General features: G+C 37.5%; 14 protein-coding genes. 5 read left to right on the top strand and 9 right to left on the bottom strand.

Features of this window, described 5'->3' with window-relative positions:
• Positions 1–101: 101 nt before the first annotated feature.
• From H5187_RS18200 to H5187_RS18185, 4 genes are all read right to left on the bottom strand, one after another.
• Positions 102–284: a hypothetical protein gene (locus tag H5187_RS18200; protein ID WP_182762025.1), complete on the bottom strand. Its 183-nt coding sequence runs from the start codon at positions 282–284 to the stop codon at positions 102–104.
• Positions 285–295: 11 nt separating this feature from the next.
• On the bottom strand, positions 296–853 hold the full coding sequence (locus H5187_RS18195) for a hypothetical protein (protein WP_182762027.1): 558 nt from the start codon (positions 851–853) through the stop codon (positions 296–298).
• A 104-nt stretch (positions 854–957) separates the two neighbouring features.
• Positions 958–1,830 carry an FRG domain-containing protein gene (locus tag H5187_RS18190; protein WP_182794793.1) on the bottom strand — a complete coding sequence of 291 codons (873 nt, stop codon included), beginning with the start codon at positions 1,828–1,830 and terminating at the stop codon, positions 958–960.
• Between the two features lie 537 nt (positions 1,831–2,367).
• Complete coding sequence (locus tag H5187_RS18185; RefSeq protein WP_182794794.1) at positions 2,368–4,161, bottom strand: AAA family ATPase; 1,794 nt, start codon at positions 4,159–4,161, stop codon at positions 2,368–2,370.
• 314 nt (positions 4,162–4,475) lie between these two features.
• Here H5187_RS18185 and H5187_RS18180 point away from each other — a divergent pair, with 314 nt between their 5' ends.
• Positions 4,476–5,099, top strand: coding sequence for a tyrosine-type recombinase/integrase (locus H5187_RS18180; RefSeq protein ID WP_182798130.1), 624 nt, complete (start codon positions 4,476–4,478; stop codon positions 5,097–5,099).
• A gap of 177 nt (positions 5,100–5,276) precedes the next feature.
• Here H5187_RS18180 and H5187_RS18175 read toward each other — a convergent pair whose 3' ends face one another.
• Positions 5,277–6,407: an alpha/beta hydrolase gene (locus H5187_RS18175; protein WP_182798129.1), complete on the bottom strand. Its 1,131-nt coding sequence runs from the start codon at positions 6,405–6,407 to the stop codon at positions 5,277–5,279.
• Positions 6,408–6,752: 345 nt separating this feature from the next.
• Between H5187_RS18175 and H5187_RS18170 the strand changes: the two genes are divergently transcribed.
• Complete coding sequence (locus H5187_RS18170; protein WP_182762060.1) at positions 6,753–6,917, top strand: hypothetical protein; 165 nt, start codon at positions 6,753–6,755, stop codon at positions 6,915–6,917.
• A 21-nt stretch (positions 6,918–6,938) separates the two neighbouring features.
• Here the strand turns inward: H5187_RS18170 and H5187_RS18165 are convergent, their stop codons facing one another.
• Positions 6,939–7,553, bottom strand: coding sequence for a response regulator transcription factor (locus tag H5187_RS18165; protein WP_145236016.1), 615 nt, complete (start codon positions 7,551–7,553; stop codon positions 6,939–6,941).
• Positions 7,531–8,676, bottom strand: coding sequence for a sensor histidine kinase (locus H5187_RS18160; protein WP_182798128.1), 1,146 nt, complete (start codon positions 8,674–8,676; stop codon positions 7,531–7,533). The genes H5187_RS18165 and H5187_RS18160 overlap by 23 nt, the downstream gene beginning before the upstream one ends.
• A 150-nt stretch (positions 8,677–8,826) precedes the next feature.
• On the opposite strand from H5187_RS18160, the gene H5187_RS18155 reads away from it, so the two are divergent.
• The 3 genes from H5187_RS18155 to H5187_RS18145 all read left to right on the top strand — a co-directional run bounded on the left by H5187_RS18155 (position 8,827) and on the right by H5187_RS18145 (position 10,817).
• Positions 8,827–9,996 (top strand): acyltransferase family protein, encoded by a 1,170-nt coding sequence (locus H5187_RS18155; protein ID WP_182762030.1) that lies wholly within the window; start codon positions 8,827–8,829, stop codon positions 9,994–9,996.
• A 53-nt stretch (positions 9,997–10,049) separates the two neighbouring features.
• Entirely contained in the window at positions 10,050–10,349 is a 300-nt protein-coding gene (locus H5187_RS18150; RefSeq protein ID WP_145236026.1) for a hypothetical protein, read from the top strand.
• Between the two features lie 105 nt (positions 10,350–10,454).
• Positions 10,455–10,817 carry a hypothetical protein gene (locus H5187_RS18145; protein WP_182762032.1) on the top strand — a complete coding sequence of 121 codons (363 nt, stop codon included), beginning with the start codon at positions 10,455–10,457 and terminating at the stop codon, positions 10,815–10,817.
• A 158-nt stretch (positions 10,818–10,975) separates the two neighbouring features.
• Here H5187_RS18145 and H5187_RS18140 read toward each other — a convergent pair whose 3' ends face one another.
• Positions 10,976–11,296 carry a hypothetical protein gene (locus H5187_RS18140; protein ID WP_145242196.1) on the bottom strand — a complete coding sequence of 107 codons (321 nt, stop codon included), beginning with the start codon at positions 11,294–11,296 and terminating at the stop codon, positions 10,976–10,978.
• Between the two features lie 103 nt (positions 11,297–11,399).
• The gene (locus H5187_RS18135) at positions 11,400–11,825 is read right to left on the bottom strand and encodes a hypothetical protein (RefSeq protein WP_145242198.1); all 426 of its coding nucleotides are present in this window, start codon (positions 11,823–11,825) and stop codon (positions 11,400–11,402) included.
• Positions 11,826–11,891 lie beyond the last annotated feature (66 nt).

Here is an 11,891-nt window from a genome sequence, read left to right as displayed (position 1 = left end):
ATGTGCCAGAAGTGGTCATTTAGAAAGAATAGAAAAAGTAATATGTACAAGGTCAGGCTTGATCTGACAGTTACCCATCTTATTTATTATCGCAGAGATATTTATTCTGGAAAAATTCGAAAAAATTGAGATTTGATTCTACCAAATTTCAAGCCAACTGATTTATCAATTTTACGCCCCCTAAACTCATGCATATCTAACTCCCGTGCATTTCTTAAAGGTACTTCTACTAATCCTCCTTTATGGATATCAACGTCACCCCATTTATTAATATCAATTTCCATAGAAGAGATAATTATTTGTGAACCAGGGGGCCTATAATCCCAATTAGGAGCGAAGGGCTTTCACTTGGGTTTTCAACCCATTGAGGGATGTACTTATTTAATTGCCAATATTTTTTAACCCTTGCTACTATTGCTGAATCTTTAGGTGGAGTACTAATATCGTAACCAACCCTATCCGAGAAATTAATATTTGATATTCTAACAAACAAAATCTTTTTATTATTAATTAACAAATCTGAAAATTGTAATGGTGTCTCAGCAAGTCGGAATGTTAGTTCGGGCTTTACTCCTATCGGCCTGAAACGCCACTCTTTTTTCTCCTGCTTTTTATTACAAAATGGATCAATAGCAGAAATAAGCGCTGCTTCAACTGTTCGCGCTGTTATTTCATCATAAAAAGGACCTGCAATATGAACACTATAACTACCACTTTCAATTAGTTCTTCTAATGGTTTATTATGTGTTTTAGCTTGATGTGATATGGCGCGTTTTGAGTTTTTTCCATAGCCTACATATTGTATATTCTGCTTTTTATCTTTGTAGATATAAACAAAAAACCCTCCATTCATCTTATCTTTTCCTTATTGAAATTTAATCAATGAGCGTCCTTAGGCGAAGTTCCGCAGCGTGCCATAAACGGACGGTGGCATCATAGTCACTTGTTAGAGCTATTCTAGAGCATACCAGCTTGACGTTTAGCTAACTTAAATTCCATGACTCCTTTAGCTACGCCGTCAACACCAGGAAATAGAGTTGTAGCCGATACGTTGAACTTCATACACCTTAGTAATAATTCACCGGCAGTGTTTGCAGGAAGTGTAAACTTATATACCTTTGCGTTATTAGCCAATAAATTATCAATCAAACTTTTTTCGGTTTCTGGGCAAAACTCATCTGTGTAGAAAGTGCTACTCGGCTCCTTATATAATAAAAACAAACCTTTTTGTGCTGCCAAGTTCTCACTTACACTGCCTGCAGGTGAAACCGTTTCCAAACCGATATTAGCCAGAGTAGTGCTATCTGCATCTAATACCCAAACAGCTAAGCGTTGTTCAGTTTCTACTTTTGAATTCAACACTTGAGAAGCAGCGAAATACATAGCAACAAGAGAACTGCGACTCCAGTCTAATAATCGAGTAGGTATTCCATGATGTTGTGCCATTGCTAATATAGAATGGAATTCTTTATGTGGCCATCCTGCCGTTGAATCAGCATATCGAGCCATCGCTGTCGAATAATCCATTGAACTTCTGAAATCATGGCTATCATACGGGATCGATATTCCTTGCTCATCACAGCCAAATAGGAAACCGTGAAGTAAACTAAACTCAAATTCAATTACCTGCGAGGTTCTCAAATACTCTATTCTTTTTCGATGAAATTTTAAGATAATATCATCTCTAAAAACAGTTGGAGTCAAATTCCATAAGGCGTTTGCATGCCCGCGAAAAATTGGATTCTTTAGTTTATTAGAAAATGTTCCAATTGGTGACAAAAGATCCCAAAGCTCATCAACTCTCGATAGTTCCTGTTCAATGATTGGCACAATTCACCTCATAGTTCTAACAACTTTATCAGATCTGACCTTCCCTATTTTAGCTCGAAAACGTCCTTATTTTATGAACTTACATTAATAGCAAATACTATAAATTATTGCCAGCTATATATTATACCTACTGTAGCTTATTTAAATATGTTGGAAAGGGGAAGTTACCTCTTATTCTTACTAGGCTAATGACGACTTATTTGAACGACTGGTCATCGCTCACAGCCGATCTTCGCAAAAGTGCCATTTGCAGACATTCAAAAAGAAACTGGCAAAAAGCAAGACGCGACCCTTTTGGTTTTCAACTTCCAAGTAACGGCGAACACACAAGTTTATTGTTGTATTTTAATCGATATTCCGAATTTTTTGACTCTTAGTGTGGCTAATAAAGCATTTTTCGTATGAGTTGGAAGTTTCATTGAATCATCTTTGAGTCTTGACATCATATTCGGCGGACAAAATCATTATGCCACTGCAAGTGTCGTTAAGCGAAACAAAGCCAACGTTTTCAATTTGAGGGCTTTGTTACATTTCTTTCTATAGTTTTATAATTTGAGATATCAGAGTTTTAATATCCACATGTATTTCATCTACCTCCATAGCATTTGCAATGTCATATTTAGAAATTCTATACTTTCCAGTTAAGCAATCTGCGCCTTCAGTTAAGATTGGTTTTGAAGGCAACTCTTGATATGCATGAATAATTTTCTCTGGATCATAAGCACTTAAATCAACACCAAAAATTTTAGCACTTTCTATCACGTCATCTTCAGTGCTTTCAGCTGCTCGTGCAATCGCTTTAGGAGAAAGTAAGTAAGACTCAATATACCTAAACCTCCAAGTTCTTGCTAATAATCCATCTTTATTACAACCTACATTATTCTTATCTAATAAAGACTCTGTAATTGTGTCGAATGGCTGTCCATCTCGATCTCTGAGGCTTATACCTTTTAGACCACTAATAACTCTTTTCAATTGGTTAAATAAATGCTGACGTTCTACATGCTTGCCAGGCCAAGCCCAAACGACTATATCTTGAGAGATCGGGGTACCAATTTTTTTTGCAAAAATCTTTATTGTTTCTGCATCAGAGTTATTTTCAACAAACAGAACTTTTTTTGTTCTTTGTAACTTATGCAATTGAGGAGAAAACTCAGAGCCTAGCCCTGTTATTAGAGCTGTTTTTTGAGATTCTTGACTTAATATTCTCACTTCTCCACCTTCAAATTTCATTATATTTTCAGGCGATTGGGATGCTATAAGCTCTGTAGAGTGTGTGGCGAATAATATCTGCTTATGATATTTCTTCGCTAATATATGCAACTCAGCTAAAAGTGAAAATTGTAATGATGGATGCAAGTGCGCATCTGGTTCATCTAAAAATATAATTTGATAAAGAGGATCTAAGGCCAAAGATAAAACATTTAAGAGTTGGAGAAAGCCGCTGCCTTCCACCATAATATCTCGCCTATTAAATCCTGAATGTTTTATAAACTTAGTTCTAGCTTCGTTATATTTACCTTTCCAATATTCAATTTTGATATAGCTATGATAGTCCTCGTTAAAATCGTGAACTACTAATTCGATATCAAAAAGTCTTCGCATAACCTCAAGTAAATGCTCCCAACGGTCAGTTTCACGAAGATTTATAAGATCTGAAGGTGAGATTCTACTCTTACCAACTAATAGCTCTTTTCTTTTTGTTAGGTTTATTTTAAATAGTTCTAATAATGTATTACGCATTACTGAACCACTTAAACCTTGCCCAACAAGACGTGCTCTCATTGCCTTAGTGTGAAATGGCTCTCTGTTTAAAATTCCTGCAAATGGAGGTATGTAGGCGACTTGAGGTAACTTTTCGTTATCAGATATATTCGATCTAGTCGTCTTTACAAATAGTCGCTCGTTAGCTAAAGATAGAGAAAAGCGTAAATAGCGAGGTTCTGCATGTAAACTATTAATCCATTTAACCTCTAGCCATAATGTATAGCCATCAGGTTCTTTATTACCTTGAGGGTCTGTTTCAGGGTTAACTTTTAAGTTAGTCCATAAATGTTTTAATGAGGGAATATTTAAAGGAAGAAAATCTTCGCTATTAACACCTACCCCTTGTTTTTTACCAAGATGAGAATTTAGTAGACCACTGTCCCCGTGTTCTAGCTTTATAAGGTTCTTACAAAATTCCCACAAGGCGAATGCTTGCATAAAAGTGGACTTACCCGAATTATTCGAACCCGCTAATAAACAAAATCCATTAGGTGTACTAATAGTTTTATTTCTATATTTTTTAAAACGGTGTAATTCTATTTCTTGTATTGTAATGACTTCCAATTATCAACCTCTACTATTGGTTCAGACCACGCGAAATGCAACAGTTAAACCAGAGGGCACTTTCCTTGTTTTCGCGGGAATATCTATATTTTACAGGCTCCTATTAATAGCAAATTGTATTAGTTATTGCTAACTATAAATATTTTTCTTGATATAGGCTATTTTGCCACATTGGAAAAAGCAATTTTTTCGTAATGCCAGCAGAGTGATAATGGCTTATATTAACTGAAACTTGTATGTCCGCTAATCGCTCATACCCGAATTTTTTTGTAGCAAGCTAAGCTTAAAACTCCATAAACACCGGAGTACAACTAATGCACCAGTTAACTATATATCAGCCTAAAGAGCCTTGGAATAAAAATAAGCTTGTAGGACAAAAGTTACCTTTAAAATTACAGCAAATATGGGCTATCCGAATACGACTAGAACTTTTTCATAAAATAAGAGATCTAGCACTATTTAACCTAGCCATAGATAGCAAACTAAGAGGGTGTGATTTAGTTTCACTAAAAGTTAATGACATCGCTCATGGTAAAACAATCCAATCAAGGGCAATAGTCGTTCAAAAAAAGACTGGTATGCCTGTTCAATTTGAAATTACTGGAAATACAAGGGAATCAATTGTGGCGCTCATAGAGCAATTTACTCTCAATTCTTATGATTACTTGTTTAAGTCACGAATTCATTCCTCTGAACACCTTTCAACCCGTCAATATGGACGTATAGTTGATTCTTGGGTCACCTCAATTGGATTAGATAAGACTCAATATGGCACTCATTCTATGAGACGTACCAAACCATCACTAATTTACAAAAAAACTAAAAATTTAAGAGCCTGTCAGCTTCTACTTGGCCATAGAAAACTAGAGAGCACTGTCAGGTACTTGGGAATAGAAGTTGATGATGCGTTAGAAGTATCAGAACAGATCGATGCTTAAATTTGGACCTAAGCCAGACTCGAAGTTAGAGTCTGGCACGTATCAATTGTTATCACTCAGCAACGCCTAAATTTAGCGTGAGAATTTGCTCAGAGGGTTAAAGTCACGCCAGCGCTATTTGCTGGCGATAAGATTTGATTGTTAGCTGTATTACTTTACAGGCTACTTAATGACCATCTATTTTTTGCTTAGCTTCAAGTCCATATTTTGCGCCTTGATCTCAGCGATAAAAATTGAATTATTGGCGACAGCCAGTTCCAGCGCACGCTCAGATGCAATTAACGCATCAGGTAAATTCTTATTCAAACTGTAAGCTGTTGCTAAACTATCCCACAGTATCTCTGAATTAGGAAAAGTCTCAGTACCTTTTTCCAAAATTTCAACGCCCCATGCTGGCTTATCTTCATACGTAGCTTTGAGCCCATAAACATTATACTGATGTGCCGATAAAGGGAATGCATAACCGAACTCTTTAGCTTTATCCTCATAAAATTTTATTAGGTTCGACAGAGGCATGATATCAATCTCAGGTACCGCATTCCAATCAGAAAAAATAGCTTGTAACCCTTTTGCCATTCCTACTACGGGAGTGGTGTCGTGTGTTTCATCGGGGAACCTTGCGTACTTATAATAAAGCCCTGATTTTGATTTTTTTTCCAATGCCAATAACATGCGCTCAAAAGCTTCGGGCATTTCGTTCGGCTCACTTGCCATACTTAGAAACCATCGAAAAGTTTTTGCTCCACTGGTTGAGTGCTTCTTTTCAAAGTCTGTAACTATTGTAGCTTCATCCCACCAAAGACTTGGGCTAATGGATATCGCAGCATTAAATTTAGTATTACCTTTAACTGCAAGGTAACTGGTATATAGACCAGAAAGTGAGTGGCCTGCGATAACATAATAAGGCGCAACTCTATATTGCTTATTAAGTTGGTTTAATAACTCTTCTTGTAGGAAACGCGTGAGTAAGTCAGCTTTACCGGCTCGACCGACAAATGCATCAGGCTCAGTATGAGTAAAAAATGCTAATCTATTTTTTAGACTTACACCTACAACAATCATTTCCGGTATTGCTGCATAAGTGCTGTAAAAATGCGCGCTAGCTGCCGCGTGATTGAATTGAGTGGCGCCATCTAATACAACTAGTACAGGGTATGAAAAGTTATCAGAATGTCGATAAGTGTCTGGTAACGATATCTGAACGGTAACGTCTTTTCCTAGGAACTCAGAATTTAGACTCAAGCGGTCATACTGCGCAAGAGCTTGAGTAGAATTTAAAAAAAATAAAACGATTAATATAAATCTCATTGGATACCTTTAAAGTTAACGGCTTATTCAACACCATTTAGATGGTTTATAACACACGAAAACAGCGGTTAATAATGTTATCAGACAAAATTAGGCTCCTACTCAAAGAAGTAGGAATAAATTTAACTTTTTCAGTGTCTGCTCATCGTTTAAAAGCCGACCTTAGAGTTTTTACGCTAACTCACTTTGGGGCAGAAACGAGTTGATCATGAATGACTGCAAATGGCACTTAGTTGAACTTCGGCAAAGAGCGAGAAGCTGACGGTCGATAAACTCGTTTTTGGACAAAAACGAGTTAGAGCTGAAGGACGGCTCAGTGCCATGAGCAGACATTGAAGATCTTTAATGTCTGAAATCAAGATTTGGGTGATGCCAATCATACTCATTGCTAGGTCACAAAAAGTGGGACGCCAAGAAAAGCTCGCATGGATAGTCGCCTGTTTGTTTATTAGTTGGTTTTGTTTACTCTTATTTATGTTGATTGCACCACTTAAGCCTAATCAAAAATAGTAATTTGGTGTTGTTCGCGTGTTAAATTAGGTTTTGATTAATGGCTTTTATAACGGCCTGAGTGCGGTCTTTTACGTCTAATTTGGCAAGAATTTGTGACACATGATTACGAATAGTCCCCTCAGAGTTATCTAATTTTTTGGCAATCACTTTGTTTGGCATACCTAAAGACAAACACTGCAATACGGTTTGTTCTTTGTCCGTTAAGCAGAGCTGAGGGCTTAGTTGCTTTTTGAGTAAAAAATCAGTCACCGCACTTTGCAATACTCGCTCACCGGCAACGACCTGCTTTATAGCGCTAATGAGTTCTTCAAGTTCAATGTTTTTAAGCACATACCCACGAGCACCTAGATTAAGGGCTTTGACTAATACATCACAATCTTCAAATGTGGTAATGATCAGCACGGGGGTTTTATCACCCTTCTCGCGCATTTTTTGCAGCACGCCGAGCCCATCTAAATTCGGCATTCTCATATCGAGTAAAGCAATGTCAAAACTATGCTCAGCTAATAGTGCAAGCGCTTGCAAGCCATCTTCAGCTTGGGCTTCTATATTAATGGCGCTATCGAGGTTAAGTAAATTAGCGAGGCCTAAACGAACTAAGGTCTGATCTTCAACTAGTAGGCACTTTATCATGGCTTTTTTCTTCTAAATTTAGTGGTAATGTCATGGTATTGATCAGTGTTTCTTGCTCAAGATGTTGTGAAAATTCACCGCCAAATAGTGTCATTCGCTCATTTAATCCTGCCAATCCGTTCCCTTTTTTAGGTAAATGGGTCTCTGGTTGATTGTGATACGCTTTTGCAATTAACAGCGGGTGTTGGCCAACGTGGGAGACATTCACATGCAAAGTAAAATAGTTTGCTTGGGTATGTTTAAGGGTGTTGCTGATCATCTCTTGGGTAAACCGCAATACACACAGGGCGTAGTCTTGAGGGAGCTGCTCTGTCCCCTTACTTAGTTGGAGATCACAGTGTAAATTAGGTGTTAGTTCGCAAATGGCCTCAAGAGCTTGCTTAAGTATCGTTTTGTCATTGCGTTGAGTGGAAACGATTTCGCGTACTTCTGCCAATACTTCTTGGCTAAGTTGGTGGCAAAGAGAGAGGGTTTCAACGGTGGCTTCATTTGCTGCTCTTTTAGCAAAATCTAAATTAATGCTGAGCGCGGTAAGCTTATGGCCGAGTGAGTCATGCAGCTCGCGTGATATATTTTGTCGCTCTTGCGCTGCATGCATCGCCCCCATCATGTGTTGGGTGGCTTTTAACTCTTTGTAGTTTTGGCGGGATTGGTAATGTGTATTTAAACTTTCGACAATACGCCGGCTAACAAACCAATTCATCAAGCAAAAGAAGAACCAAATTGTAAACGTGATCCAAGGAATGCCATTTTCCCAGCGCGAATAATGCGTTAAACCATAAACCAGCATGGCGGCCACAACACAAGCGAGTATTTTAGGAAGCGAAAAATGAGGACTAAAAACCGCGGTGAACATCACTAGGTGGATAAAAACTAAGGACGTTGAACTCAGTTGTATCATAGCCAAAATAAGCAGGAAATAGCCAAGTGCTACGCCGTGAACAAATTTATTGGGTTGTTTTAACACATACAGCAAAATGGCTAAAATGGAACCACTTACTATGATTTGCAAATATAGTGCTAATTCTGAGTTTGCATAATAGGCACACGCCGATGTCACCCCAAGCCACGATGCCAATGTTGAGAAATGCCAATCGGTTGTATGTCGTATAGTTGATTCCATTACTGCGGCCATATTTTTTTAGCAATTATTGCAGAACTCGCATTGTAAAAACAGTGACATCTGTCATAGCTCGGGCTATGAGCTTTGTGACTAGTGCCATTATGCCTCATTCATTTATGCTTTATTAATAAAAATTAGTTGGGCACATTAATGAATAAAGACAGTCGATTACATTACATTGATAATTTACGCAGCCTCGCGCTATTGCTCGGCATTGTATTTCATGCCGCTTTAGCCTACAGTCCGTTTTTTAGTAATATTTGGTTTACGGCAGACCCAAGTACACATGGCCTATTTGATTATATTACGCATACGCTGCACTTATTTCGGATGCCATTATTTTTTATTATTGCAGGGTTTTGCAGTGCGTTATTAATAGTTAAATCGAGCAACTCGCGATTTTTACGTCATCGCAGTAAACATATTCTACTGCCTTTTATTGTATTTTTACCGTTAAGCTTTGTCGTTTACTACCATGCCTTGAGTTTTGGGGCCGGTATAGCTAATTCAATACCGCCGATTTTTGCTGTGTTTAAAGTTATTAAAGAGCCTGTTGTTAGCACTATGCACTTATGGTTTTTGTGGAACTTATTCCAGTTTTGCTTAATTCACTGGTTGTTGAAAACAACTAACTTATTAGGCAATAAATTCGATGCGCTTAGCGTTCACCCTTTATTTATGTGGGTTGTACTTCCCATCGTGTTAACGTTTTCATTAATGGGGCAATCTATTCCATTTCCTGCTCCTGATAAACTCACGCCACAGTTATGGTCGTATGGTTTTTACGGCAGTTTTTATTGGTTAGGAGTAGGGCTTTATAAAAAACAGCAGCTCATTTGGTCATATTATAAGTACTTATGGCCTCTTATTTTGGGTGTTGCAATATCACTGACTGGTTATTTTTCTCTATTACCAGCCGCGCCAAGCTTAGATGAAGTGATTGCCGCCGCAACAACAGGTTATTTTGCCGCAGCAAGAGAGCTACATGTATTGCATGTTTTATCACAAGGACTGAGTGTTATTTTGTTAACCGCCATAACGTTTTTACTTGGGCATCGTTTTTTAAATCACCAAAGTAAGCTCAGTCGCAGCATCTCAAATGCATCATATTGGATTTATTTAATACATGTGCCAGTGCTGATTTATATTCAGATTCCATTGATTAATACTAATTTGCCAGTTTTAGTAAAGTTTATAGCTAGCGTGGTGGTTACATTACTTATAGGTCAAATAAGTTATTTATTATTAGTTAAAAATACGTGGTTGGGCGCACTACTTAACGGTAGGCAAACCAAGAGAAAGATAATACAGTCAGCTTAAATGTCGTCACTTGGTAATGACTTAAAAGCAGCGCTACATAAAGGGATACTATAATGAATGCAATAACAATCAAATCGACAACCGCCACGATTCAACAAGGGGCGATTAAAGCGGACGGCAGATTTTGGCTAACCAACACCGATATTCATTTTGCACCGTTTAATGCACAATTTGGGTTAGGGCCTTATACGTTTTCACGGCGTGAAATTGTAAAAGTGAGTAAGTGCACTGGTAAGGTTGTGGGTATTTTGCCTTATACACATGATGCAATTGAAATCGTATTAAAAGATGACGCTAAATATCAATTCATTGTGTCGAATCCAATTGAGTGGGTTAAATTAATTAACCAATAGTTTAAACCACAAACGCTGGTAGCCCATAAAAGTAACTATTGTTTTACTGTAACTAATAATGCACGATAAAACATGCCACTATTTTATTGGGTATATAGTAAGCACATGGATTTGATAAATACGCTTTTGCTTAAGCTCGGATTGGGTAAAAAAGCCGAACCCCTCATCGTTTTAGGGAAGAAACTATCAAACAACAATAACGCGGTAGTTAAGTCGCTTGAGTTATATTGTTTTTCGCCTGATGAGTATTTCGACGATATTAGTGAGTTTGAGAAAGACAATTGTTTTATTGAATCTGTAGATGATATAACCCCAGTTGATGCATTAGTGAGAGCGCTGAGTAGTGCAAATGCCGTTGTTTGTGTCGTGAGCCTTTGCTTGTTTTGCCAATACTACAAAAGCTCACGCCCAGTCGTTTTGAAAAAGCCAACGAGGGTCAAATCTTTTCTTAAGACATCAAACTTTTGACTGACTGCTTATCGCTCTAAGCCGTCATTCAGTTTTAATCATTCATCGTTGGGTTTCGTTGCTCTCAACCACAGTCTAAGGTGATAAATTTAACTCCGAACTGTTTTGGCTTTTCCTAGCGCCTAGAACCTCCAGCCTAGTAACTTTTCCTTTAATGCTTAATGACTCGCTTGCAGGCAATTAAGCCACTCATCGGGTTCAGCTAAAATAAACTCTAGATGATAATTTTCTTTGGTGGTTATTTTGATTCCAGCGGTGGTGATAGGGATTAAACCGCCGGCTTTAGCTGCGCATTTTTCGACATGGGAAATATTATTAAGTTTGATGGCATAACAACCTAAGTTAAGTTGTTTATTGAGGGCTTCAAAATGCAGCAGGTTATCAGTAAGAGTAAGGCGGCCATCAGCTTTAGCAACACCCAGTTGTAATGTTGCATAACAACGTTTTAGCTGGGTGATTTTAGATTGTGTAGCGCTCATTATTCATTCCATCGATTTTTTTATTTTATTGAGTGTATGTTGCTAAATTAAATGTGTCAATTATGTAAAGTAAATGTTTTTAATTGTTATTTTAAACAATACTTTACAGAAAGTTTTTAGCGCGGTGGTGCATTTTTTGTTGTTTATTAACAAGTACAAAAGCAGCTACGACTAATACCATTTGAGTGGCTAGCGCGCACAACGTTAACATCAAATCCATACGGTTATCAGCGCGTTGCACTAAGCTTAATTCGATAAACCACGCTATGGCGAGCATTAAAACAAGTGAGCCATGTAAATAACGTTGCAGAGTTATTTTAAACTGAAGGTGCTTCCATTGACTAAATATAAGCAGCGCTAAGCTAATTAACGGGATCAAAAATAGGCTAATAAATGCAATGACTAAAAGTGGTTGCCATGTGCTATTCGTCAGTTGCGTGGTATTTATAAAGTAATCATTACAACCCGTTAAAAGTGTAAAACAAAAAAGTAGGCTAATTAATTTTATTGGCAATGTTGTTATCGTCATGATTTATATGTGTTCTATTGTTAGTTATTATGCCTTGCTTTATATAAGTAAGGCTTAATGGATGGT

This window comes from Pseudoalteromonas sp. SG44-1, assembly GCF_014164315.1.
GTDB lineage: Bacteria > Pseudomonadota > Gammaproteobacteria > Enterobacterales > Alteromonadaceae > Pseudoalteromonas > Pseudoalteromonas rhizosphaerae.
Note: the sequence above shows the minus strand (reverse complement) of the source record. Positions and strands in the feature narration are given on the sequence as shown.